Origin of the sequence: Actinomycetospora chlora, assembly GCF_039542135.1 — a bacterium.
Lineage (GTDB): Bacteria > Actinomycetota > Actinomycetes > Mycobacteriales > Pseudonocardiaceae > Actinomycetospora > Actinomycetospora chlora.
Genome location: NZ_BAABHO010000039.1, coordinates 1 through 22,680, shown reverse-complemented (window position 1 = coordinate 22,680; position 22,680 = coordinate 1). Strand labels below are relative to the sequence as shown.

Here is a 22,680-nt window from a genome sequence, read left to right as displayed (position 1 = left end):
CCGCTGTGTCCTGCCGCGTCTCGTACCGCGGGTACGCGATCCGCAGTATCTTGGCGGGATGGCCGAGCAGGAGCCCCGCTGGCTCGACCCCGTCGAGTGGCACGCGTGGCGCAACTACATCGCGGGCCAGGCGTTGCTCGCCGGGCGGCTCAACCGTGAGCTGTCCGATCGGCACGGCCTCTCGCTCGCCGACTACGAGATCCTCGTGCGCCTCTCCGAGCAGCCCGGGCACCGGATGCGGATGAGCCTGCTCGCCGAGGAGGTCGTCGCGTCGAAGTCGCGGCTGTCCCACCAGGTCTCGCGGCTCGAGAACGACGACCTCGTGCGCCGCGAGCTCTGCCCCTCCGACGGCCGCGGCGTGTTCGCCGTCCTCACCGAGCACGGCTTCGAGGTGCTGCAGCGCGCGGCGCCGGACCACCTCGAGGGCGTCCGCGCCCACTTCGTCGACCTGCTGGACGACCACGAGCGCCGCGTCATCGGCGACGTGTTCGAGCGCGTGGTGACCAAGCTGCGCGCCGACTCCTGACCTGCCCCTACCCTGGCCCGCGGAAGCGTGGCAGAGCGGCCGATTGCATCCGCCTTGAAAGCGGACGTCACGAGAGTGACCGGGGGTTCGAATCCCCCCGCTTCCGCCCCGCACCGTGTCAGGACGGATGCCCGAGCAGCGCCCGCCCGCGGGCGACGATCTCCTCGGTCGGCAGGTCCTCGCGGTGGGTGAGGAAGACCCAGACGTGGCCGAACGGGTCCCGCAGCATGATCGTGCGGTCGCCGTAGAACATGTCGGTGGGCTCCTGGAGCAGCTCGGCGCCGGCCGCCGCGGCCCGGGCGGCGAGCCCGTCGACGTCGGGCACGTACACGTGCAGGCCGACGGTGCTGCCGTGCGGGCCCGGCGGGACGAACGGCGGAGCGGCATCCCCGAGCATGAAGACCGAGGAACCGATGGCCATCTCGGCGTGGACGACCGAGCCGTCGGGCGCGTCGATCGTGAACAGTTCCTCGGCGCCGAAGGCGTGGCGGTAGAACTCCATGGCCGCCCGGGCGCCGTCGACCATGACGTGCGGGATGACCGTGTCGCGGTAGCGCGTGGGCGCGTCGGAAGCCATGCGGCGACGCTAGGAACTCGACCTTCGTCGAGGTCAAGGACCTACGGGATCGCGACCGGCGGCGGGCCCAGGAGCTCGAGCTGGTGCCGCGCTGCGGCGTGCCCGAGACGCTCCGGGTCGACAGGTCCCGGCGCCGGGAGCTCGCGCCGTGTGGCCGGCTCCCCGACCTCCGCCGCGAAGTCCTCGAACCCGCCCGGCGTGGTGATCTGCAGGGCCCGCAGGGGCTCATCGCCACCGACGAGGAACGTGTGCGGCTTCCCGACGGGCAGCAGGACGAAGTCGCCCGGCCCGGCGTCGAACACCTGCTCCTCGCACCGGAACCGCGCCGCGCCCGCGAGCACGTAGAACGCCTCGTCCTCCTCGAGGTGGCGGTGCAGGGGCGGCGCGAAGCCGGCCGGGTTGACGAACTCGGCGACGGTGAGCCGGCCGCGCGTGTCCGCGCGCCCGGCCTTGATCGTGACCAAGTTGCCGAGGAACCACAGCGCCTCGCCCTCGTCGGGGCGGCGGTGGAGGGGGCGGGCGCTGGTGGAGGTCATGCTCCGAGCCTTTCACTAGACGGTGTCTAACCAATAGACGCGAGTATGCTCACCGAATGGGCGAGGTCAAGCGCCGCTACCGGTCGGCCGTGCGCGAGGAGGCCGCGCAGCGCACCCGGCGCGCCGTCGTCGCCGCGGCGGCGGCGATGTTCGCCGAGCGCGGCTACACGGCGTCCTCCCTGCGCGAGGTCGCCGACGCGGCGGGGGTCGCCCGCCCGACGGTCGCGGCCGCGTTCGGGTCGAAGCCGGCGCTGCTGCGCCAGGTCGTCGACGAGGCGCTCGCGGGTGACGACGAGCCGGTGCCGGTGGCCGACCGCCCGTGGTTCGCGCCGGTGTGGGAGGCCGGCGACCCCGCGGGCGTCCTCGACGCCTACGCCGGGGTCTGCACGGTCATCGGACGCCGCGCCGCGCGGATCTTCGAGGTCGTCCACCAGGCCGCCGCCGACTCCGCCGAGCTCGCCGAGCTGTGGGCCGGGCTCCTCCACAACCGGCGCCTCGGGGCGCGGATGGTGGTCCGGCGCGCCCGCGAAACCGGCCCCCTGCGCGACGACCTCACCGACGACCACGCGATCGACGCGCTCTGGGTGCTCAACGACCCGGCGCTGTACGGCGCGCTCGTGCACGAGCGCGGGTGGCCCGAGGACCAGCACCGGCGGTGGCTCGCCCGCCAGATGCAGGCGGCGCTGCTCCCCGGGGACCAGCTCCGCCTCTGACCCACGAGGTACGTGCCGCGACCCCGAGCAGGGCCGACCTGGGTCAGTCGGGGCGCTCCTCGTTCGGGTCCTGGTTGCGGATGCTGTCGAGGATGTCGTCGACGTCCGTGCGGTGCCGCGGCGGCTGCAGGCGCCGACTCTCGAAGGTGAGCTCCTGGAACCGCGGCGCGAGCTGCGCCCAGACCTCGCGCTTCAGGGCGTCGTCGACGGCCTTGGCCAGGGCCGGATCCGGCTCGGCGTCGGCCGGTGTCTCGTCGTCGTCAGCCATCACGCACCCCTCGGCCGCCGTTGCGGGTCCACCGAGGGTGCCCCGAAAACCGGTGGCGCACCACCGGAGCGGGGTCACGACGCGGCGTCGACCCCGGCCCGGGCGGCCCGGCGCGACGCCAGGGCGATGAACGTCGCGAGCCCGGCGGCGAGCACGACGCCCATGAGCAGGACCGCCACGCCGACCCCGACCACCCCCGCGAGGACGCCGCACGCGAGCAGGAGCACGACGAGCACGCCGATCAGCACCGGGTTGCGGGTCTCGCGCGACCAGACGAGCGCCCGCAGCGACGCCAGCACGACGAGCACGATCGCGACCGGGATCGCCACCGACAGCGCCGCCCCGACCGAGCCGACGTGGGCCACGTGCTCCTCGGCGTCGACCGCGACCTCGAGCCCGGCGCCGAGCGCGCCGATGGCCCCGAACACGAAGTAGTGGCCGTAGCCCCAGGCCAGCGCGATGCGCAGGGTGGTCAGTCCCTCCTCGTCGCCGCCGAGGAAGTACGTCCACCAGATCCCGAACACCAGCAGCAGGCCGCCCACGGCGAGCGCGAGCAGCGGGAGGGAGAAGCCGGTCGTGAATGCCCCGCTGATCGCGTTGGTGACACCGAGGATGACCTCGCCGAGCACGATGAGCGTCAGCAGCCCGTAGCGCTCGGCGATGTGCTCGGGGTGCCAGGTGGTCGGTGTCCCCCGGAGCTCGGCGTAGGTCGGCACGGCCAGCTCGCCGGCGATCAGCACCACGAGCCCGACGTAGGCCCAGGGCGTCGGGACGAACACGAGCCCGATCCAGAGCACCTGCAGGACCCCGATGCCGAGCGCGTAGGTGCGGCACGTGCGGGCGCGCGCCGGGTCCTCCCGCCCTGCCCGCAACCACTGCACGATCATCGGCACGCGCATGACCACGTAGCCGGCGACGACGAGCGAGATGTCGAAGTCGCGGAACACCGCGGGCACCCCGACGGCCAGCAGGAGGACGCCCGCCATCTGCACGAGGGTCAGCACGCGGTAGAGCACGTCGTCGCAGTCGTAGGCCGACGCGAACCACGTAAAGTTCATCCACGCCCACCAGATGGCGAAGAACACCAGCAGGTAGCCGAGGATCCCGGCCACCGCGTGCTCCTCCGCGATCGCGTGGTGCATCTCGGCCGCCGCCCGGGCGATCGCGACGACGAACGCGAGGTCGAACAGCAGCTCGAGCGGGGTCGCCGTGCGTGAGCGCTCGTGCGGGTCGCGGGCACCCATCAGCCGGTGCCAGGGCCGGCGCGTCACCGGCGAGGTCGTCTCGCTCATGTCTCCCCCAGCGGGCGGACCAGTCGGGGGCAGCCTGGCCGATGCCCCACCGCGGGGCAATCGGTTCAGCCGGTGGGCGCGAGCACGATGTCGCCCGGTCCGATACGGCGGGGCACCGGCCGCTCGGCGCCCCGGGAGATCGCCGCGACGAGGCGCGCGAGCCGGTGGCCGGCGGCGCGGTAGAACCGCTTCTGGGTCACCCGCCCGAAGACGCCGAAGCCCAGGGCGATCACCGGGTTGGTGATGCTGGCCCGGCTGGAGACACCGGTGATCACGAACTCGACGCGCCCGGTGTCCAGGTTCTTCACCACCTCGTAGACGAGCCGGCCGCGCTCGAGGTGGTGTTCGAGGGTGCGGTAGCTCCACCCCCAGGACCGCTCGCGCGTGCCGTCGGCGCGGTCGCGCACCTCGTCGACCTCGACGTCGACGCGGACGCCCATCGGGAAGCGCAGGAAGAGGAAGCGGCCCTCGAGCAGCATGTCCCGCCCGACCAGCGGGGCGTCGGCGTGGAAGTACGCGTGCATGATCGCGGGCTCGGCGAACTCGTAGTCGTGCACGAGGCCGCGGGCGATCTCGAACGGCCCGCCGGGGACCGGCTCGCCGGGGTCCTCGTCGCCGAGCAGGTGGCGCACCCGGTCGTGGTGCCAGCCCGTGCCGTCGGTCTCGGCGGGGTCGTAGTTGAGGTCGTACGCGGCGATCTCGCGCAGACCACGGTCCGGGGCGGGGTGGGCCGTGATCCTCACGCGGGGCTCCTCCGGGGGGTGACGACGCGGGCGGGGTGGACGGGGCATGGTGCCATCGCGCGGCGGCTACCCACTGGTGATGTCGCCCCGACCCTTGCTCTCCCGCCGCCCCCCGCTCGGCCGACTCCGTCGGGGGTGGGGCGCCCTGATCATGCTCGGTCGCCACCTGCGCGCGCTGCCGGTGACCGAGCGGCGGCGGGAGCACGGCGGCGCCACGGACCTGCCGGCCCCGTGGCCGCTCGCGCTCGTCGACGCCCGCACCAAGACGTACGCCGAGGGGTTCGGCCCGCTCTACCACCGGTGCTTCACCGTCCGCGCGGTCAACGCGGCGGGGGAGGCCCGCGACGTGATCGACGTGCTCGCCCGCGACCTCGACCGCGGCGCGCCGCCGCACGCCGTCACGTTCTCCCGCGAGAGCGGACAGCCCGACCGGATGCTCGTCGGCGACGAGTACCGCGTCTACATGCCGGCGCCGTGGGACGGGCCGGTGCGTGTGCTCGCGCGCACCGAGCGGTCGTTCCGCTTCGGCACGCTCGACGGCCACCTCGAGGCGGGCCAGATCGAGTTCCGCGCGGACGACGTGGGTCCGGGTCGCGTGGACGTCACCATCGAGGTGTGGTCCCGCGCCGGGGACCGCGCGGCGGAGGTCGTCTACCGGTTCCTCGCCGTCGGCCAGGAGATCCAGGCGGGGCTGTGGGTGCAGTTCTGCCTCGGCGCGGTGCGCCTGCTCGGGGCCCGCCGGGAGGGTCCCGTGCGCGAGATCACCCGTCGGGTACCCCCCGAGGAGCTGGACGGGCGATGACCTCAGGCCCGGCGTGGTGTCGTCTCAGCTTCCTCACAGGATCCGTTCCTAGTTTCCGGCGGCTGTGAGTCGAACCCGGCAGTTGAGCTGGGACGTCGTGCGCGTCGTCGCGGTCGCGAGCGTCGTCGTGCAGCACGCCACCTACTCCGTCGTCGGGGTCATGCCGTGGCTGCCGCCCATGCCGTTCGCCTGGTTCGTCGAGGCCGGCGCGAACACGCTCATGGTCATCTCGGCCTACTTCGTGTGCGTCACGCTCGCCACGCGCCCGCCGGGACGGTGGTGGGTCGACCGGCTCGCCCGCCTCCTGCCCGCCTACGTCGTCGCGGTGCTGCTGACGTACCTGGCGACGCTGTGGGCCGCGCAGTACGGCTACTGGTACCCGACCGGCCGCGACCTCGTCGGGAACCTCCTGCTGCTGCAGACCTGGGATCCGGCCGTCGTCTACCTCGACCACTCGTACTGGACGCTGCCCGCGCAGCTGGCCATGTTCACCCTCGCGGCGGCGGCCGCCGCGGCCGTGGGGCGGGGGTTCTGGCGCCGCCGGTGGACGCTGCCGGCGATGGCGTGGGGCGTCATCGCCGTCCCGCTCGTGATCATGGAGCTCGGCGCCGCCGACGACGGGTTCTCGACGGTCTTCCACGGCCTGGTGATGTTCCGCTGGCAGTGCTTCGGGATCGGTCTCGCCGTGTGGCTCTGGTCGCGGGGGCGGATCGGGCTCGTGCACCTCGCCGCGCTCGTCGTCGCCGGCCTGGTCGCCGAGGACCTGCACACGCCCGACCTGCCCTCCACCCTGGTGCTCGCCCTGGCCGTCGTCGGCATCGCCGCGGCCGCGGCCGGGCGCGACTGGAGCGTGCTGCGGGTGGGACCGCTGCCGCGGGTCGTCACCTGGCTCGCCGGCATCTCCTACGGCGTGTACCTGATGAACCAGCAGATCGGCTACTTCGTGGCCTGGGCGTTCGAGGCGCGGTTCGGGCACCACGGCTGGTGGCGCCTCGCGCTCGTCGTCGCCACCGCCGTGGTGCTGGGCTGGTTGCTGACGGTGCTCGTCGAGCGCCCGGCGCACCGCTGGCTGGTGCGTCGCCCGTCCCAGCGGACCGCTCGGACGCCTCAGAGCGCGAAGGAGCCCGCCGCCGCGAGGAACAGGTCGACCTCCTCGGGCGTGCCGGCGCTGACCCGCACGCCGTCGCCGTCGAACGCCCGCACGACGACCTTGTTCTCCAGCGCGTGCTCGGCGAACTCCAGCGCGCGGGAGCCCAGCGGCAGCCAGACGAAGTTGGCCTGTGAGGGCGGCACCTCGTACCCCAGGGCGCGCAGCGCCGACGTCATCCGCCCGACCTCGCCGACCACCGCGGCGCAGTCGGCCAGCAGCTCGTCGAGGTGGTCGAGCGCGGCGAGCGCGGCCGCCTGGGCGGGCGACGACACGGCGAACGGCACCGCGACCCCCCGCAGCGCCGCCGCCAGCTCGGCCGGCCCCACGGCGTAGCCGACGCGCAGGCCGGCCAGCCGGTGCGCCTTGGAGAAGGTGCGCAGCACACAGACGTTGTCGTACTCCGCGGCGAGCGCCAAGCCGTCGGGGACGTCGGGGTCGCGGACGAACTCGCGGTAGGCCTCGTCCAGCACCACCAGCACGTCGGAGGGCACGCGGGCGAGGAACGCCCGCAGCGCGTCCTCGCCGACCGCCGTGCCCGTCGGGTTGTTGGGGTTGCAGACGAAGACCATCTTCGTGCGCGGGGTGATCGCGTCGGCCATGGCGTCGAGGTCGTGGACGTGGCCCGCGGTCAGCGGCACCCGCACGGCCGTCGCGTGGCCCGCGAGCGCGACGATCGGGTAGGCCTCGAACGACCGCCACGCGAACACGACCTCGTCGCCGGGCGCGCACACCGCCTGCACGAGCTGCCCGCACAGCGCCACCGACCCGCAGCCGACCGCGATCCGGGCGGGCTCGACGCCGTGGTGCTCGGCCAGGCGCGCGGTCAGGGTGGTGACCGCGATGTCGGGGTAGCGGTTGCCGGCCTCGACGGCCCGTTCCACCGCCGCACGCACGGCGGGCAGCGGCGGCAGCGGCATCTCGTTGCTGGCGAGCTTCACCGCGCCGGGGACCGTGCGGCCGGCGACGTAGGTGGGCAGGGCGGCGAGGTCGTCACGCAGTCGCACGGGCACGTCACCACGGTAAACGGCTGTCCACGGCTCGCCCCCGGGCGAGTCGTGATCGCCAGGGCGCGCAGGACGGCGGCCCCGCGACGTGGAAGGCTGAGGACATGACGCCGACCCGCACCGAGACGATCCCGCTGGTCGACGAGACCCAGCTGCGGGTCACGATCGGCGAGCCCGACGGTGCCGTGCGGGGTGGCGTGGTGGTCCTCCACGAGTCGCGCGGGGTCACCTCGCGCACGCAGGCGATCGTCGAGGCCCTCGCGGGCGAGGGCTGGCTCGCGATCGCCCCCCACCTCTACCACCGCGACGACCCGGGCATCGACGAGCACACCGGCGACGACGAGGCGGCCGACCGCGGGGCCGCCGCGGTCACCGGCGAGTCGGTCCTCGCCGACTCCGACGCCGCCTTCGGGATGCTGGCCGACCGCGGCGTCACCTCCGACCGGATGGCCGTCCTCGGCTTCGACCTCGGCGCCACCGCCGCGCTGGTCGTGGCCGCGCAGCGCTCGCTCGGTGCCGTGGTCACCGTGTCCGCCGCCGGCGTCGCGGAGCCCCTCGCCTCCGGCCTCCCCGCGCTGCTCGACGTGGTGGGCGAGCTGACCTGCCCGTGGCTCGGGCTCTACGGCGAGCGCGGCGACCCGGTCGACCCCGCCGAGGTCGACCGCCTGCGCGCGGCCGCGCACGCGTCCGGCCGGGTCGTCGACGTCGTCGTCTACCCGTCGCGGGAGCACCGCTTCGACGCCGACGAGCAGGCCGGCGTCCAACCGGATCCCCTGGACGAGGGGTCCGCGGAGGCGACGAAGATGGAGGCGCGCAGCCGTGTGCTGAACTGGCTGGACGCGCACCTGCGCTAGCGCGCACCGACCGGAGGAGACATGGCGTCGGGGGTGCAGACGGACAGCCCCACCGCGGAGGCCGCCGAGGGCCGCTTCGCCCGCTTCCGCGGGCGGCGGATCGCCCGGGTCGTCACGTGGGCCGCACGCATCGCGGGCCTGCTGACGATCCTGTCGCTGGTCGCGCCGCTGCTGCGGCGGCGGCTGCAGCCAGCGACGTGGTTCGGGCTGCCGCCGGAGGCCACGTTCGTCGGCACGGCGGTCGTCGCGACCCTCGGCGTCGGACTGATGATGCTGGCCACGGGCCTGCGGCGCCGCAAGCGCCGCGCCTGGCAGCTCGCGGTCGTGGCCTGCGTGCTGCTCGTCGTCTCGCACGTGGTCGGCCGGCACGTCATCGCGCCGACGGTGGTGACGCTCGTGCTGCTCGTCGGGCTGCTGCTCACCCGCCGGGAGTTCACCGCGATGCCCGACCCCGTCGGGCGGCTCGCCGCGGTGCGCGTCGTGGTGCAGATGCTGCTCGGCGGCTTCCTGGTGGTCACCCTGCTGCTGTTCGTCCGGCCGTCGCTGCTCGTCGGGCGGCCGACGGTGGGGGAGCGACTGGCGCAGGCGGCCCTGTCGCTGGTCGGCGTGAGCGGGCCCGTCGAGTTCCGGGCGCTCTGGTTCGACGACCTGACCGCCGTCCTGGGCCTCACCTTCGGCATCGCCGCGCTCGTGCTCGGCGGGTACTTCCTGCTGCGCTCGGCCGAGCCGCGCCCGGCGCTCACCGAGGAGGACGGCTCGCGCATCCGCGAGCTGCTGGCCCGCCACGGCCGCGCGGACTCCCTGGGCTACTTCGCGCTGCGCCGCGACAAGGCCGTCGTGTTCTCGCCGTCGGGCAAGGCGGCCGTCGCCTACCGCGTCGTCGCGGGCGTGGCCCTGGCGTCGGGCGACCCGCTGGGCGACCTCGAGGCCTGGCCGGGCGCCATCGGTGAGTTCCTCGACACCTGCCGCCGCTACGGCTGGGTCGCCGCCGTGCTCGGGTGCTCCGAGGCCGGAGCGCGGGTGTGGGCGCGGGAGGGCGGGCTCGACGCCCTGGAGCTGGGCGACGAGGCCGTCGTCGACGTGGCCACGTTCTCGCTGCAGGGTCGGTCGATGCGCACGGTGCGCCAGGCCGTCTCGCGGGTCCGGCGCGCGGGGTACGAGACGTCGGTGCGGCGCCTGCGGGACGTGCCGGACGAGGAGCTCGTGGCCCTGCGCGAGCTGGTCGCGAGCTGGCGGGGCAGCCCGGCCGAGCGCGGCTTCTCCATGGCGCTGTCGCGGGCCCTCGACGGCGACGCCGACCCGGACGCGGTGATCGTCGTCGCCACCGCCGAGGGCAGCACCCGCGGCCTGCTGCAGTTCGTGCCGTGGGGCGAGGACGGGCTCTCGCTCGACCTCATGGTCCGCGACCCCGCGGTGCCCGACAACGGCCTCAACGAGCTGCTCATCGCCGACCTGCTCGCCGCCTGCCGCGGCCTCGGCGTCGACCGGGTGTCGCTGAACTTCGCGGTGTTCCGCTCGGCGCTCGAGCGCGGCGAGAAGATCGGCGCGGGCCCCGTCGCCCGGCTCTGGGCGCGGTTGCTGCGCATCGCGTCGCGGTGGTGGCAGATCGACACGCTCTACCGGTTCAACGCCCGCTTCGGCCCGGTCTGGGTGCCGCGGTTCCTGGTCTTCGACGCCGTGCGCGACCTCCCGCGCATCGCCGTCGCTGCGTTCGAGGCGGAGGGCTACGGCGGCCGCCCCCCGACCCTCCTGCGCCTGCTGCGCCGGACCTGAGCGCGCCTGCCTGACGCAGCGAACGCGCTGTTCGCTGCTTCTATGCGCACGAACAGCGCGTTCGCTGCCGCGGGATCATGGCCTGACGAGCACCTTGAGGGCCTCGCGGGCGTTCATCGCGCGGTAGCCCTCGGGCGTCTCGTCGAGGGGGATCGTGCGGTCGAACACCCGGCCGGGCTCGACCGTGCCGTCGAGCACGTCGGGCAGGAGCTCGTGCATGTTCGCCTGGGTCGGCGCGATACCGCCGGCGATGGTGATGTTCTTGGTGAACTTCGCCGCCAGGTTGGGCAGCTCGCCGCTCTGCGGCACGCCGACGATGCCGACGTGGCCGCCGGGCTTGGTGACGTTGATCGCCGAGGTCAGCGACTGCTCGTAGCCCACGGCCTCGATCGCCGAGTGCACCCCGTCGCTGCCGAGCAGGTCGCGCAGCTTCTGCTCGCCCTCCTCGCCGCGTTCCTCGACGACGTCGGTCGCGCCGAACTCGCGGCCGAGGTCCGTGCGGTCCTTGTGGTGGCCCATGAGGACGATGCGCTCGGCGCCGAGGCGCTTCGCGGCCAGCACGGCCAGCAGGCCGACCGCACCGTCGCCGATGACCGCGACGTCCTTGCCGGGCCCGACCGCCGCCGACACCGCGGCGTGGTGACCGGTGCCGAACACGTCCGACAGCGTCAGCAGGCTCGGCATGAGCGCCGAGTCGTGCGGCACGTCCAGCTTCATCAGCACGGCGTCGGCGAACGGCACGCGGGCGGCCTCGCCCTGGCCGCCGTCCGTCTCGGCGCCCCACGCGCTGCCGTTGGGGCACGCGGTGGTCAGGCCGGCCCGGCAGTACTCGCAGGTGCCGTCGGCGTAGAAGAAGGGGGCGACGACGAGGTCGCCCTTCTGGACGCGACCCACGTCGGAGCCGGTCTCCTCGACCATGCCGATGAACTCGTGGCCGATGCGGGCGCCCTGCTCGGTCTGCTCGCGGCTCTTGTAGGGCCACAGGTCGCTGCCGCAGATGCACGAGTGCGTGATCCGCACGATCGCGTCGGTGGGGTTCTGCAGCGTCGGGTCGGGGACGTCCTCCACCCGGACGTCGCCCGCTCCGTAGATCAGCGTCGCCTTCAACGCGGTACCTCCTCCGGGATGATTCGGTTGTGGGCTACCCGAGCTCAGGGACGGCGACCCGCGACGCCGGCCACGTCACGCGCGGCGGGGGGTGGCGCCCGACGGCGTGGACGGCGGTGTGTACTGTTCGTCGTCGGAGGCCCCAGGGGGACCTCGGGAGGCTTCGCCTAGTCTGGTCTATGGCGCCGCACTGCTAATGCGGTTGGGAGTTCGGCTCCCTCCCGGGTTCAAATCCCGGAGCCTCCGCAGCCGCGGTCCGGACAGGGTCGGGGCATCCACAACCACATACCTGCGCCCGTAGCTCAACGGATAGAGCATCTGACTACGGATCAGAAGGTTAGGGGTTCGAATCCCTTCGGGCGCGCGCCGGTCGAGGCAGCTCAGCGGGGGTATCGCGTCAGCGATGCCCCCGCTGTTTTCGTCTGTACAGCGGCTTCGTGTAGCAGCGCGGCCCGTCGTGGCGAGCGAGACCTGGCCGTAGACGTCCACGGCGCCCACACCAGCTGGTCGTGCCGTGAGGGAGCCGCCGACGCCGGCCCCTGGCCGTCGCCGACCCGTTGTCGTGTTCCCACTTCCTCTCCGGACACGTGGTGCTACGATACTTGTGAACCGAATAGCAAGTATCCAAGAGGTGATCTCGTGCCGCACACCCCGCTCGTCCTCGTCCACGGCAACCCCGAGTCCGCGGCCGTCTGGGGACCGCTCATCGGCGAGCTGGACCGGGCCGACGCGGTCGTCCTCTCCCCGCCCGGGTTCGGCGTTCCCGCACCCCGCGGCTTCGACGGATCGGCCACGTCCCACCGCGACTGGCTGGCGTCCCAGCTCGAGCTGTTCCGTGCCCCCGTCGACCTCGTCGGCCACGACTGGGGCGGTATCCACGTCGCGTCGCTGGCGATGAGTCGTCCGGACCTGATCCGCAGCTGGGCCTCCGACGCCCTGGGCGTGTTCGCACCCGACTACGTCTGGCACCCGCGGGCGCAGGTCTGGCAGCAGGAGGGCCCGGGGGAGGCGTCGGTCCGGGAGATCTGGGGTGGCGACCTGGCGCAGCGGCTCGCGGTGACGTCGGCTCTCGGCATGACCGGGCGCATGGCGGAGCGGGTCGCGGCCGGCATGGACCCCGAGATGGGCGGCGCCGTGCTGAGGCTGTTGCGGTCCGCGCGGCAGCCGGCGATGGCCGACGCGGGGCGGCTCCTCGCGAACGCCGCGCAGCGCCCGGGGCTCGCCCTCATCGCCGTCGACGACCTCGACCGGGCCAGCGGGACGGTCGTGCAGCACGAGTGGGCCGCGGGTCAGGCCGGCGCGACGGCCGTGCACCTGGAGGGCGTGGGCCACTGGTGGCCGGAGGAGACGCCCGCGCCGGTCGCCCAGGCCCTGACGGCCTTCTGGGCGGGGCTTCCAGAGCCGGAGGACGACGAAACGACCACACCCAGGCGCGCCTCCGTGACCGCGTGACGGGTCGGCCTGGCTTTGTCGGGCACGAGAGCTGTCCGTCAGGTCCTGGGCGGCGATGCTGACACGTGCCTGCGGTCACCTCTCGGCGGCCGCCAGCACGTGTCAGGCGCCTCCGGGAACGACGCACGTCGCCGTGACCTGTCCGCTCTTCGTGGCGATGATCGTGCCTGAGCTCTCCACCCCGTTGAAGGTGCAGTTGAGAGAGCCATGGAACGGCGACGCGACGGTGTAGCCGGCGGGGACGCGTGCCCGGGCCACGACCCTGAGGTTGCCGGTCGGCTCGTGGACGAAGGTGCAGGTGGCCTCGAACTGCACGTCGATCCCGGGCACGTCGCCCGGCTCGAAGAAACAGGCCCCGGGGTCGTCAGTGGGGTTGGTGTGCTCGACGTAGCCGGGAGGATTGACAGTGATCGCGGACGCCGGTGCGGCGCCGAGGAGGAGAGAAATCCCTGCGGCTGCTGTGATGACCAGCGATGACCTGACCCAGCGCGACCCGTCCATGGCACCTGCCTCGTCCCTGTCCTTCTGCGTGATCACCCAGTGCAATCGCAAGCAACGACGTTCCGCTGAACGAGCGATGAACACCAGCCGCTGAACGAGCGCGGTGTATAGCTTCCGAACACAAGGGTGTTGCCGGACGACCGGGCGATGTCAGATCTCGCAGGGGAGTACTCGGAAGTGGCCGGGGAGACGATGTCCGATGCGCTCGCCCTGTTCGCGGGGCTCTTCGTCCGTGACTTCGCGACGTCGCGGGCCTGGTACGAGCGGCTGTTCGGCCGCGCGCCGTCGTTCCTCGCCTCGGAGACCGAGGCCGTGTGGGAGCTCGCCGAGAACCGTTGGCTCTACATCAAGCAGGACCCGGAGCACGCGGGCCATGGAGAGCTGACGATCTTCCCTCCGGATCTGTCCGCCGCGCTCCCCGCCGGCCTGGAGCCCGACCGGCAGGAGGACTACCCGGGCGGCATCCGCAAGGTCGTCTTCCGCGACCCCGACGGCAACGAGGTCGGGTTCGGCGGCGCGGCGGGCGCGTAGGTCAGCGCTCGCCGCAGCGACCGTCGCCGTCGCCGTCCCGCTCCCCGGGGCGGCACGGGTGGCCGTCCCCGCCCGAGCTGCCCCCCGAGCTGCCCCCCGAGCTGCCGCCCGAACTGCCGCCCGAGCTGCTCCGGCGGGACCCGCCGTCGCTGTCGTCGTCGCCGGTGCTCCGCGGCCGGTAGCGCCGGTCCGGGTCGCCGTCATCGGTGGCCGAGCTGCGGGAGGTCGTGGTGGTCGTGCTCGACGTCGTCGCGAGGACGTCGTCGCACGCGCGCCCCACGGGCGGGGTGCTGGTCGACATCCGCGTGTCGAGGCCGCGGAGCTCGTCGACGTAGGCCGTGGCCCCGCCGACGAGCGCGACGCCCGTGTGCTCGTAGGGCACCTCCTCGCGTCCCCAGTCCGTGCCCGCGATCTCGACGTGACGCAGGAGCAGCCCGTCGGGGGTGCGGTCGACGCCGGGCTCGCTGCGCAGCACGACCGGCGCGGCGCGGCCGGACGCGACGAGGCTCTCTGCCTGACGGCGGGCCTGGTCGCCCGCGGCAGTGCCGAGGTCGCAGGCGTCGATGCCGAGGACGCGGACGGTGCGTCCGTCGGCGACGACGACAGTGTCGCCGTCGAGGACGCGGGCCAGCTGGACCTGCTCCTGGGTGGCCGCGGCCGGCGCGACCGGTGCCGCGCTCGGTGTGGTCGCCTCCGGTCCGCACGCGGCGACGGCCACGAGACCGAGGAGGGTGGGGACGAGCAGGCACGCACGACGCGGATCGGGCACACGGGGCCAACGAGCACCGCGAGGGCAGGGACGCGGTGAACGGGGCGGCCGGTCTGTTCCCGGTGCCGAACGGTCGTCAGCCCACCCGGCGCACCGGCACCGGGCCGGTGCGGCGCAGCCGCACCGCGGCGTTCTCGGCGAGCAGGGAGTTGCGGCGGCGGACGATGGCCGTGGCGAGCTCGCGCGTCCGGGCCGCGACGCCGTCGGGGTCCTCCTCGGCCTGCGCGCGCGAGGTGCAGCCGTCGACGATCTCGCCGATGGCGGTGACGGCCCGGGCGAGCTCGTCGAGGGACTCGCTGCAGGCGTCGAAGCGGTCGCCGGTGGTGGGACGTTCGCGGACGTGCTCGAGCAGCTCGGCCAGGGCGTCCGACGCCTGCCGCGCGAGCCGCGCCGCCGCTTCGTCCTTCTGCACGTCCGCTCTCATCATCGCTGGGGGATTCGCGATGAGGATGTCCGCTGCGGACCCGGTCCAATCCCTGCCGGGACCGCGGCGGGCGTGACACCGCGCTCGCCCGACGGGTGGAGGGGGACCCGGTCGGCGGGGGGACACCGACCGGGTCCGTAGCCGATCACGGGGGGCATGACCGGCGGCGATCATCCTTGCATGTGCAAATCCATGTGCAAAGAGCGGGCCCAGATCATCTGACCTCGGGCGACGGTCGTGCCACCATGGCCCCGATCAGCGTCGAACGAGGGGAGGGCCGGTGCGGATCCGACTCGCCGACGGCCCCTGTCAGGGCCACCACGACCTCTCCCTCGCGGAGGGCGCCAACCTGCCCGAGGAGTTCCTCGTGCTGGTGGAGAAGGGGCCGCGCCAGAAGGTCAACGACATCTTCGGCGGCTCCATCCCGGGCATCAACGTCTTCGCGGTGCACCGGCTGGCGCGTCACGACCAGGACGGGACGCCCGTCTACGCGTTCACCGGGCGCCGCGAGTCGCGGGGGTACTGAGGACACCGACTGAGCACACAGGACGGCCCCGGGGACCGATGGTCCCCGGGGCCGTGGTGCGCGGCGGCGCGATCAGGACTTGAACGCGTCCTTGATCTTCTCGCCGGCCTGCTTGATGTCGCCCTTGGTCTGGTCGGCCTTGCCCTCGTGGCGCAGCTCCTCGTCGCCCTGGGCGGTGCCGGCCGCCTCCTTGACCTTGCCCTTGAGCTTGTCGGCCTTGTTGTCGATCTTGTCGTCAGCACCCATGGCGTGGTGGTACCCGATCCAGTGGGGTCCTCACACCGGCACCAGCAGCACCCACAGCGGTCCGGCCGCGAACGGGACGGGCCGCCCGTCGGCGCCGAGGACGACGGTGGGGTCGGTCGGGGCCGGACGCGACCAGCGCGCCGGGAAAGCCCGGCCGTCGCGCAGGACCTCGGCGTCGCCGTCGCCGACGGTCACGGCGTAGGGCGAGACGGCGCCGGCCACGTCGCGGATGGCCGACGGCCGCGTCGTGACGCGCTGGACCAGGACGGTCGCCGCGCCGACCGGGTCGCCGCCGGTGGCCGGGACGACCGGTCCGCCGCCGCCCGGCTCGACGATCCACCGCCCGCGGACCGCGTCCCACGACAGGCCCATCTCCGCGGAGCCGAACGACACGGTGCGCTCCCGCACGACGTCGCCGCCCGCGGGCAGCGCCCCGAAGCGGAAGCCGACGTCGCGCGGCGGGGTCGCCCCACCGGCCGAGGACGCCGCGGCGAGGAGGGCGGACGGGTCGGCGTAGAGGTTCGACGGGGCACGCCGGCCGGGGTCGCGGCGGAACGCCCCGGCCGCGGTCTCGGGGGTGACGGTGGCGAGGGGCGCGCCGGCGAGCGTCGGCGCCAGCTCCGGCGCCGAGCCGGAGAAGGCGAGGGCGGGGTGGCCGTAGGCGGCGAGGACCGTCACGTCCGACTCGCGGGCACTGCGCACCGGACCCACCGACGCCGGCAGGCGGGACGAGAACACCGCGAGCAGGCGCGTCGTGCCGCCCTCGACCGGCTCGACGTAGACGACGTCGGCGTCCTCGACGCCGGTCCACGGGCGCCCGGCCGGCGAGTTGTCGACCTTGACCGCCAGCACCGGCGCGTCGGCGGACGCGGTCAGCCCGGTCAGCGGCGAGGTCCGGCCGCTCGGGGCGCACCCCGCGACGAGCAGGGCCAGCGCGACCGCCGCCAGGACGCCCCGGCCCACCGCCCACCTCCCTCGCGACCCCCGGCGCGCTGCCGGCGGCGCCCTATCATCACGACGTGACGTCAGCGAGCCCGGAGCCGGGGGACCCCGCCGCGCTGCGCGTCTCCGACGTGGAGCGCGAGCAGGTGCAGCAGTTCCTCGCCCGCGCGATGGTCTCCGGCCAGATCACCGCGGGCGAGTACAGCGACCGCAGCGCGGCCGCCCTGGCCGCGCGGGTCCGGCGCGACCTCGAGGGCCTGCTCGACGACCTCCCCGGCGCGTCGCTGCAGGCCACCCGGCCCGTCGACGTGCTCGACCTGCAGGCCGGGCTCGCCGGGTCGATCACCCGGCGCGGCTACTGGCGGGTGCCGCCGCTGGTGCGCGTGCACAGCTGGGTCGGGGGCGTGACGCTCGACTTCTCCGGCGCCGAGTTCACCACGCCGGTGGTCGTCGTCGAGCTCGCGACCGGCCTCTGCTCCCCGGTGCTGATCGTCCCCGAGCACGGCACGGCCGACGTCGACGAGCTGCGCATCGCCGCCGGGAAGGTCAAGGACGACACCCACCACCGGCGCGAGCGCGGCGTCCCGCACGTCGTGGTGCGCGGCCGGCACAGCCTCGGGGACGTCGTCCTGCGCCACCCGCGGAGACCACGGTGGCGCCCGGGGCTACCGGGACGCCGAAAGACCACCGTGACGCGTGAGGGTGACGCCACGCCGGGCCGACGCACACCGGACTGATCCGGCCCCCCGGTAACGTCGCGGGAGCGGGGTCCGTCGGGGACCCGGCGAGCACACGAGGAGGCTCGAGGTGGGGCTGGCGGAGCTGGGCCCGGGGCTGCCCGTCCTCGTCGTGGTCGCCGTGGGCGTCCTGACGGGCCTCCTCATGGCGCCACTGCACCGCCGGGCCGCGGCGTACCGCCGCACCGCGATGCTGGTCGACCGCGTGGTCACCGACCGCGTCGCGCGCCTCACCGGGGCCGAGCGGCGCCGCGCCCGCCGCCACCTGCACCGCGCCGCCGACCTGCCGATCCCCCGCGCGGTGGGCCTGACGGCGCTGACCGCCGCGATCACCGTCGCGGTGGGGGCGCTGACCGTCGCGCTCGTCGCCGACCAGCTCGCCGAGGGTCGCCGCACCGCCCTGCGCGCGCTCGTCCGGCGGCTCGACGACGCCGGCCTGCCGGCTCCGGCCACCACCGGCCCGACCGTGACGATCGGCGGCCTCGTCGTGCTCACGGTGCTCGCGCTCGCGACGGCCGGCCTCTACGTCGGCGGGCTGGACCTCGAGCGCCGGCGGGCCATGCCCGTCACGCGCCCGTGGCCGACCAGCCGGGGCAAGGCGACGATCGTGCTCGGCGCGGTGCTCTTCGGCGTGCTCGTGCTGGTCGCCGGCTCCTTCGCGGCGCCGGGGGCCGGGCTGGGCGCGGCGCTGTTCCTCGTGGCCCAGCAGGTGGTCTCCCGGACCGGGCGGCCGCGCGCCTGCCGCGAGGCACCGGTCGTGCCCGAGGCCCTGCGCGCCGCCCGCCTGCCCGCGGTGAAGGAGCGGCGCCTGCTGCGCAGCCGCCGGCGCGCCGAGCCCGCGGCGTCCGAGCGGCCCGCCCTGCCGCCGCGCCCGACCCCGGGACGCCCGTCGGTCCCGCCGCCCTCGCAGCGCCCGGCCCCGGCGCCGCCGGTCGTGGGGCCGTCGACGCGCCTGGTGGACCTCGCGGCGCCCGAGCAGCCGCTGACGCCGCACGACCCGCGCAGCGTCGGCGAGTACACGCTCACCGGCCGCCTCGGCTCCGGCGGCATGGGCACGGTCTACCTGGGCCACCGCGCCGGCACCCACGGCTCGGTCGCGATCAAGGTCCTCGCGCCGCACCTGCTCGACGACGTCGACGCCCGCACCCGCTTCCTGCGCGAGGGCCAGACGCTGCAGAAGGTCACCGGCGACTACACGGCGCGCGTCCTCGGCGTCGGCTTCGACGGCTCGATGCCCTACATCGTCATGGAGCGCCTCGACGGGCCGTCCCTGCACGCGTTCGTCGCGGCCTCGGGCGCGGTGACCGACGGCGAGATGCTGACGCGCACGGCGATCGCGCTGGCCCGCGCGCTGGCCGCCCTGCACGCCGACGGCATCACCCACCGCGACCTCAAGCCCGGCAACGTGCTGCTGACCTCGGCGGGGCCGAAGGTCGTCGACTTCGGCATCGCCCGCGTCGTCGGGCAGACCCACCACACGCCCGCGGGCAACATGGTCGGCACGCCGGGCTACATGGCCCCCGAGCAGGTCACGGGCAACGGCGCGGTGCCCGCCACCGACGTCTGGGCCTGGGCGTGCTGCGTCGTGTTCGCGGCCCGCGGCGACCACCTGTTCGACGGCGACAACATCCTGGACATCGCCCGCCGCATCCTCGACGGCCCGGGCCCGGAGGCCTTCGCCGCGGTCCAGCGGCTCTCGCCGCGCCTGGTGCCGGTGCTGCGCCGGGCGACCGCCCAGGAGATCGGCGACCGCCCCCGCGACGGCGCCGCGCTGCTGCGCCTGCTCGACCGCAGCGGGGCCACCGCGACCGTCGCGCCGGCGGGCTGGGACCGGCTGGTCGGCGGTGGCGTGCGGTGACCGAGGACGGGCGGGCGCGCGGGCGCAGCGCTGCTACGGTGCGATCTCTCCGCCCGGTCCGCCGTTCCGGCGCCGGCACGAAGCGTGAGGACGGTGAGTGGTCGGTGGCCTCGTGGGACGACCTGGTGACCTGGGTCCGCGTGCGCTACGAGGTGATGGCCCAGAACGCCCACGGGCTGACGTTCCGGCTCCCGACGTCGGGTGACCGCACGCAGCTGGTGTACGTGCACCACAAGGGCGAGGTCGACGGGCACGACTGGCTGCAGATCGAGTCGCCGATCGGTCGGCTCGACGACATCGACGCCCGCCGGCTGCTCGAGCTGGCCGAGGACGCCGTCGTCGGCGGCGCCGCGGCCGTCGGAGGCGTCGCGGTGTTCCGCCACGCCACGCCGCTCGAGGACCTGTCGTTCGCGGAGTTCGACGCGCCGTTCCGGCTGGTCACGCGCATCGCCGACCAGCTCGAGCACGCGCTCACGGGGTCCGACGAGTACTGACGCGAACACCGGACCCGAACACCAGGGGAGAGACCGTGGACGTCGTCGAGTACCGCCCGGAACGCTCCGAGTACGTCTACACCTTCGGCGGGGCCGCGCCCGTCCGCGAGGTCGCGCCGGGCACGGTGCTGCGGCTGTGGTGCGAGGACGCCTTCAACGGCGCCCTGACCACGGTCGACGACCTCGCGAGCGCGAACCTGCGGATCGGCTTCCTCAACCCCCAGACCGGCCCGTTCGCCGTCCGCGGCGCCGAGCCGGGCGACACGCTCGTGCTGCACCTGGTCGACCTGACCCCGGCCCGCGGCCAGGGCGCCTCGACGCTCGTGCCGTTCTTCGGCGGCCTCACCGGCACCGACCGCACCGCGCTGCTCCAGGACGCCCTCGAGGAGCGCACCTGGATCTACGAGGTCGACACCGCCCGGCGGACGGTCACGTTCTCGGCCCGGCGCTCGGACCTGTCGATCGACCTGCCGCTCGCCCCGATGCTCGGCACGGTCGGTGTCGCGCCCGCGATGGGCGAGGTGCGTTCGTCGCTCACCCCGGACGCCTTCGGCGGCAACATGGACACCCCGGAGATGCGCGCGGGCGCCACCTGCTACCTGCCGGTGAACACCCCCGGCGCGATCTTCTCCGTCGGCGACGGGCACTACCGACAGGGCGAGGGCGAGGCGTGCGGCACCGCGGTGGAGGGCGCCATGGACGTCACGCTGATCGTCGACCTCATCAAGGCCGACCAGGCCCCGGCGCCGCTGTGGCCCCGGCTCGAGAACGACGACGAGATCGTCGTCGTCGGCTCGTCCCGGCCCCTCGAGGACGCCTGGCGCATCAGCCAGGTCGAGATGATCTCGTGGCTCGGCGGCCTGCTGGGCCTCGACCGGCTCGACGCCTACCAGCTGCTCACGCAGACGGCCCTCGCGCCCCTGGCCAACGTCGTCGACACCAACTACAGCGCGGTGACGAAGGTGTCCAAGACGCTGGTGCCCGGCCTGCGCCCGTACGACGGCCTGCACGCGGACCTGCGGTCCCGTGCGGCCTCGCTGACCTGAGGAGCTCACCATGGATCTCCAGTTCACCGGCCGGACCGCCCTGGTCACCGGCGGCAGCCGCGGCATCGGGCGGGCGGTGGTGGAGGCGCTCGCCGCCGAGGGCGCGACCGTCGCCTTCTGCGCCCGCACCGCCGACGGTGTGCGGGCCGCGGAGGAGGAGATGCGCGCCGCCGGGCACGACGTGCACGGCACGGCGGTCGACATCGCCGACGGGGACGCGCTGGGTGGCTGGGTGCGCTCGTGCGCCGAGACCCACGGCGGGATCGACGCCGTCGTCGCCAACGTCTCGGCGCTGGCCATCCCGTCGACCGAGGAGAACTGGGCGGCGACCTTCCAGACCGACATGCTCGGCACCGTCCGCCTGGTCGAGGCCGCGCTGCCGTCGCTGGAGGCGAGCGACGCGGGCGCGATCGTGACGATCTCGAGCGTCTCCGGGCGCGAGATCGACTTCGCGGCCGGCCCCTACGGCACGTTCAAGGGCGCGATCGTGCACTACACGCAGGGCCTCGCCCACCAGCTGGCCGGCCGGGTGCGGGCCAACACCGTCTCGCCCGGCAACGTCTACTTCGCGGGCGGCGTGTGGGAGTCGATCGAGGCGAACGACCCGGACCTCTACGCCCACGCCCTCGGGCTCAACCCGACCGGCCGGATGGCGCGGCCCGAGGAGATCGCCCGGGCGGTGACGTTCCTGGCCAGCCCGGCGGCCACGTTCATCAGCGGCACCAACCTGGTCGTCGACGGCGCGCTGACGCGCGGGGTGCAGCTCTAGCGCGAGGCCGGCGCGGGCACGAGCGCGTCGAGGAGCGAGCGCACGCCGTCGAGGGCGGCGTGGACGAGCCGGGCGACCGTGCGGCCCCAGGCGCGCAGCAAGCCCGGGACGCCGGCGTCACGCACAGCGACCACGCCGGAGCGACGCGGGACGGGCACGAGCTCGGTGGACGGGGCGGTGGACCCGGCGGAGCGCTCGGCCGGCGCGTCGAGGGTCGCCACGCGGCCGGGCATCCGCTCGAGGTCGGGTGCGACGCGGGGGGCCGGCACGAGGGGGAACCATCCGCCGCCGGGCTCGCCGCCGCCCGCACGGGGCTGCGGCACCCACGGGGGCTGGTCGTGGTCCGGGTCCATGCCTGGTCCTCTCGCCGGGGCATCGTCGCTGCGGTCATCGGTCGATCTCGGCCCGCCGTTAGCCGTCCGTGACGGGGGTCGCCACTCACCGCACCGGTCCGGGACCAGTGGACGGCCCCCACGACGGAGTGACATCAAACCACCACTCACCGCAGTGTGCGTCCCGGTCGTGGACACCTCCCCGACCGGGCCGCGACGTGGGCCGCGGTGGCGCGTTGCCTTCGTGCGGGTCCGGACATCCGGCGTCCGGGTCCGGCGACCGAGCCGGCAGCCCCGATCGGTCGTGAGCACGCACGGTGACGACGAGCGGCACGGGAGGTGGCTCGGTGGCGGGCACACACGCGCGCTCGTCGGGACGGCGCCACGGCGCCGGCACCGTCGACCCGGCCGACCGGGCCGACGACCTCGACGAGGGACCGCGGGGCGCGCACAGCGCGACCGTCGGCGGGCGGCGCAGCCGCGCCGAGGACCGCGACCGGCCCGAGCACACGGGACTCGACGACGACTACGGCGACGTCGTCCGCGCCCGCCTCGCCGCCGAGCCGGCGCCGGTCTCGCCGCCGGTCGGGTTCCCGTCGGCACTGTCCACCGGGTCGTTCCGCTCCCGCCGCGGGTCGGCCGCGACCCCGCCCGCCGAGCCCGCGACGGCCGCCGACCGGGGCACCGCGGCCCCCGCGAGCCGGCCGG

The 22,680-nt window shown here is 74.5% G+C and carries 27 protein-coding genes, 3 tRNA genes and 1 pseudogene; 18 read left to right on the top strand and 13 right to left on the bottom strand.

The genetic code is table 11. From position 1 onward, the window contains the following. Positions 1 to 58 precede the first annotated feature (58 nt). Together ABD994_RS21580 and ABD994_RS21575 are read left to right on the top strand one after the other, a co-directional pair. The gene (locus tag ABD994_RS21580; protein WP_345419917.1) at positions 59 to 526 is read left to right on the top strand and encodes a MarR family winged helix-turn-helix transcriptional regulator; all 468 of its coding nucleotides are present in this window, start codon (positions 59 to 61) and stop codon (positions 524 to 526) included. Positions 527 to 547: 21 nt separating this feature from the next. Next, a tRNA-Ser gene (locus ABD994_RS21575) sits at positions 548 to 632 on the top strand. 12 nt (positions 633 to 644) lie between these two features. On the opposite strand, the gene ABD994_RS21570 is transcribed toward ABD994_RS21575, so the two are convergent. Both ABD994_RS21570 and ABD994_RS21565 read right to left on the bottom strand, forming a co-directional pair. Then, entirely contained in the window at positions 645 to 1,103 is a 459-nt protein-coding gene (locus ABD994_RS21570) for a VOC family protein (RefSeq protein ID WP_345419914.1), read from the bottom strand. A gap of 41 nt (positions 1,104 to 1,144) precedes the next feature. Further along, the gene (locus ABD994_RS21565; protein ID WP_345419911.1) at positions 1,145 to 1,639 is read right to left on the bottom strand and encodes a cupin domain-containing protein; all 495 of its coding nucleotides are present in this window, start codon (positions 1,637 to 1,639) and stop codon (positions 1,145 to 1,147) included. Between the two features lie 56 nt (positions 1,640 to 1,695). Here ABD994_RS21565 and ABD994_RS21560 point away from each other — a divergent pair, with 56 nt between their 5' ends. Next, positions 1,696 to 2,352, top strand: a complete 657-nt coding sequence (locus ABD994_RS21560; protein WP_345419908.1) for a TetR/AcrR family transcriptional regulator — start codon at positions 1,696 to 1,698, stop codon at positions 2,350 to 2,352. A 43-nt stretch (positions 2,353 to 2,395) separates the two neighbouring features. On the opposite strand, the gene ABD994_RS21555 is transcribed toward ABD994_RS21560, so the two are convergent. From ABD994_RS21555 to ABD994_RS21545, 3 genes are all read right to left on the bottom strand, one after another. Next, positions 2,396 to 2,620, bottom strand: coding sequence for a hypothetical protein (locus tag ABD994_RS21555; RefSeq protein WP_345419905.1), 225 nt, complete (start codon positions 2,618 to 2,620; stop codon positions 2,396 to 2,398). Positions 2,621 to 2,694: 74 nt separating this feature from the next. Continuing rightward, positions 2,695 to 3,912, bottom strand: a complete 1,218-nt coding sequence (locus ABD994_RS21550; RefSeq protein ID WP_345419902.1) for a low temperature requirement protein A — start codon at positions 3,910 to 3,912, stop codon at positions 2,695 to 2,697. Positions 3,913 to 3,977: 65 nt separating this feature from the next. Continuing rightward, the gene (locus tag ABD994_RS21545; RefSeq protein ID WP_345419899.1) at positions 3,978 to 4,655 is read right to left on the bottom strand and encodes a DUF1990 family protein; all 678 of its coding nucleotides are present in this window, start codon (positions 4,653 to 4,655) and stop codon (positions 3,978 to 3,980) included. Between the two features lie 151 nt (positions 4,656 to 4,806). Here ABD994_RS21545 and ABD994_RS21540 point away from each other — a divergent pair, with 151 nt between their 5' ends. Continuing rightward, positions 4,807 to 5,457, top strand: coding sequence for a DUF1990 family protein (locus tag ABD994_RS21540; protein WP_345419896.1), 651 nt, complete (start codon positions 4,807 to 4,809; stop codon positions 5,455 to 5,457). Positions 5,458 to 5,521: 64 nt separating this feature from the next. Continuing rightward, positions 5,522 to 6,484: pseudogene (locus tag ABD994_RS21535) on the top strand (acyltransferase family protein); the annotation flags it as partial. Positions 6,485 to 6,564: 80 nt separating this feature from the next. Here the strand turns inward: ABD994_RS21535 and hisC are convergent. Next, complete coding sequence (gene hisC, locus ABD994_RS21530; protein ID WP_345419893.1) at positions 6,565 to 7,617, bottom strand: histidinol-phosphate transaminase; 1,053 nt, start codon at positions 7,615 to 7,617, stop codon at positions 6,565 to 6,567. 98 nt (positions 7,618 to 7,715) lie between these two features. Here hisC and ABD994_RS21525 point away from each other — a divergent pair, with 98 nt between their 5' ends. After that, on the top strand, positions 7,716 to 8,465 hold the full coding sequence (locus tag ABD994_RS21525) for a dienelactone hydrolase family protein (protein ID WP_345419886.1): 750 nt from the start codon (positions 7,716 to 7,718) through the stop codon (positions 8,463 to 8,465). Between the two features lie 33 nt (positions 8,466 to 8,498). Beyond that, on the top strand, positions 8,499 to 10,238 hold the full coding sequence (locus ABD994_RS21520; protein WP_425550097.1) for a phosphatidylglycerol lysyltransferase domain-containing protein: 1,740 nt from the start codon (positions 8,499 to 8,501) through the stop codon (positions 10,236 to 10,238). A gap of 75 nt (positions 10,239 to 10,313) precedes the next feature. Here the strand turns inward: ABD994_RS21520 and ABD994_RS21515 are convergent, their stop codons facing one another. Next, on the bottom strand, positions 10,314 to 11,345 hold the full coding sequence (locus ABD994_RS21515) for a zinc-binding dehydrogenase (protein WP_345419883.1): 1,032 nt from the start codon (positions 11,343 to 11,345) through the stop codon (positions 10,314 to 10,316). Positions 11,346 to 11,501: 156 nt separating this feature from the next. Between ABD994_RS21515 and ABD994_RS21510 the strand changes: the two genes are divergently transcribed. From ABD994_RS21510 to ABD994_RS21500, 3 genes are all read left to right on the top strand, one after another. Continuing rightward, positions 11,502 to 11,591 (top strand) — tRNA-Ser (locus ABD994_RS21510). 45 nt (positions 11,592 to 11,636) lie between these two features. After that, positions 11,637 to 11,709, top strand: a tRNA-Arg gene (locus tag ABD994_RS21505). Positions 11,710 to 11,984: 275 nt separating this feature from the next. Further along, complete coding sequence (locus tag ABD994_RS21500; protein WP_345419880.1) at positions 11,985 to 12,797, top strand: alpha/beta fold hydrolase; 813 nt, start codon at positions 11,985 to 11,987, stop codon at positions 12,795 to 12,797. A 102-nt stretch (positions 12,798 to 12,899) separates the two neighbouring features. Here ABD994_RS21500 and ABD994_RS21495 read toward each other — a convergent pair whose 3' ends face one another. Continuing rightward, positions 12,900 to 13,334, bottom strand: a complete 435-nt coding sequence (locus ABD994_RS21495) for a hypothetical protein (protein WP_345419877.1) — start codon at positions 13,332 to 13,334, stop codon at positions 12,900 to 12,902. A gap of 111 nt (positions 13,335 to 13,445) precedes the next feature. On the opposite strand from ABD994_RS21495, the gene ABD994_RS21490 reads away from it, so the two are divergent. Continuing rightward, positions 13,446 to 13,829: a VOC family protein gene (locus ABD994_RS21490; protein ID WP_345419874.1), complete on the top strand. Its 384-nt coding sequence runs from the start codon at positions 13,446 to 13,448 to the stop codon at positions 13,827 to 13,829. A 1-nt stretch (position 13,830) separates the two neighbouring features. On the opposite strand, the gene ABD994_RS21485 is transcribed toward ABD994_RS21490, so the two are convergent. Further along, complete coding sequence (locus tag ABD994_RS21485; RefSeq protein WP_345419871.1) at positions 13,831 to 14,547, bottom strand: thermonuclease family protein; 717 nt, start codon at positions 14,545 to 14,547, stop codon at positions 13,831 to 13,833. Between the two features lie 127 nt (positions 14,548 to 14,674). Next, positions 14,675 to 15,010 carry a hypothetical protein gene (locus ABD994_RS21480; protein ID WP_345419868.1) on the bottom strand — a complete coding sequence of 112 codons (336 nt, stop codon included), beginning with the start codon at positions 15,008 to 15,010 and terminating at the stop codon, positions 14,675 to 14,677. Between the two features lie 292 nt (positions 15,011 to 15,302). On the opposite strand from ABD994_RS21480, the gene ABD994_RS21475 reads away from it, so the two are divergent. Further along, positions 15,303 to 15,548 (top strand): hypothetical protein, encoded by a 246-nt coding sequence (locus tag ABD994_RS21475; RefSeq protein WP_345419865.1) that lies wholly within the window; start codon positions 15,303 to 15,305, stop codon positions 15,546 to 15,548. Positions 15,549 to 15,620: 72 nt separating this feature from the next. Here the strand turns inward: ABD994_RS21475 and ABD994_RS21470 are convergent, their stop codons facing one another. Together ABD994_RS21470 and ABD994_RS21465 are read right to left on the bottom strand one after the other, a co-directional pair. Then, positions 15,621 to 15,794 carry a CsbD family protein gene (locus ABD994_RS21470; RefSeq protein ID WP_345419862.1) on the bottom strand — a complete coding sequence of 58 codons (174 nt, stop codon included), beginning with the start codon at positions 15,792 to 15,794 and terminating at the stop codon, positions 15,621 to 15,623. 30 nt (positions 15,795 to 15,824) lie between these two features. Then, positions 15,825 to 16,757 (bottom strand): DUF3048 domain-containing protein, encoded by a 933-nt coding sequence (locus ABD994_RS21465; RefSeq protein WP_345419859.1) that lies wholly within the window; start codon positions 16,755 to 16,757, stop codon positions 15,825 to 15,827. 56 nt (positions 16,758 to 16,813) lie between these two features. On the opposite strand from ABD994_RS21465, the gene ABD994_RS21460 reads away from it, so the two are divergent. From ABD994_RS21460 to ABD994_RS21440, 5 genes are all read left to right on the top strand, one after another. After that, the gene (locus ABD994_RS21460; protein ID WP_345419856.1) at positions 16,814 to 17,473 is read left to right on the top strand and encodes a DUF1707 SHOCT-like domain-containing protein; all 660 of its coding nucleotides are present in this window, start codon (positions 16,814 to 16,816) and stop codon (positions 17,471 to 17,473) included. Positions 17,474 to 17,543: 70 nt separating this feature from the next. Next, the gene (locus ABD994_RS21455; RefSeq protein WP_345419853.1) at positions 17,544 to 19,331 is read left to right on the top strand and encodes a serine/threonine-protein kinase; all 1,788 of its coding nucleotides are present in this window, start codon (positions 17,544 to 17,546) and stop codon (positions 19,329 to 19,331) included. A gap of 104 nt (positions 19,332 to 19,435) precedes the next feature. After that, positions 19,436 to 19,825: a hypothetical protein gene (locus tag ABD994_RS21450; RefSeq protein WP_345419850.1), complete on the top strand. Its 390-nt coding sequence runs from the start codon at positions 19,436 to 19,438 to the stop codon at positions 19,823 to 19,825. A gap of 35 nt (positions 19,826 to 19,860) precedes the next feature. Next, positions 19,861 to 20,871: an acetamidase/formamidase family protein gene (locus tag ABD994_RS21445; protein ID WP_345419847.1), complete on the top strand. Its 1,011-nt coding sequence runs from the start codon at positions 19,861 to 19,863 to the stop codon at positions 20,869 to 20,871. A 10-nt stretch (positions 20,872 to 20,881) separates the two neighbouring features. After that, complete coding sequence (locus tag ABD994_RS21440) at positions 20,882 to 21,640, top strand: SDR family NAD(P)-dependent oxidoreductase (RefSeq protein ID WP_345419844.1); 759 nt, start codon at positions 20,882 to 20,884, stop codon at positions 21,638 to 21,640. On the opposite strand, the gene ABD994_RS21435 is transcribed toward ABD994_RS21440, so the two are convergent. Continuing rightward, the gene (locus tag ABD994_RS21435) at positions 21,637 to 21,993 is read right to left on the bottom strand and encodes a hypothetical protein (protein WP_345419841.1); all 357 of its coding nucleotides are present in this window, start codon (positions 21,991 to 21,993) and stop codon (positions 21,637 to 21,639) included. The two genes, ABD994_RS21440 and ABD994_RS21435, sit on opposite strands and share 4 nt — an antisense overlap. A gap of 326 nt (positions 21,994 to 22,319) precedes the next feature. On the opposite strand from ABD994_RS21435, the gene ABD994_RS21430 reads away from it, so the two are divergent. Further along, positions 22,320 to 22,680: hypothetical protein (locus tag ABD994_RS21430; RefSeq protein WP_345419838.1), on the top strand; the 361-nt coding region annotated here is incomplete at its 3' end.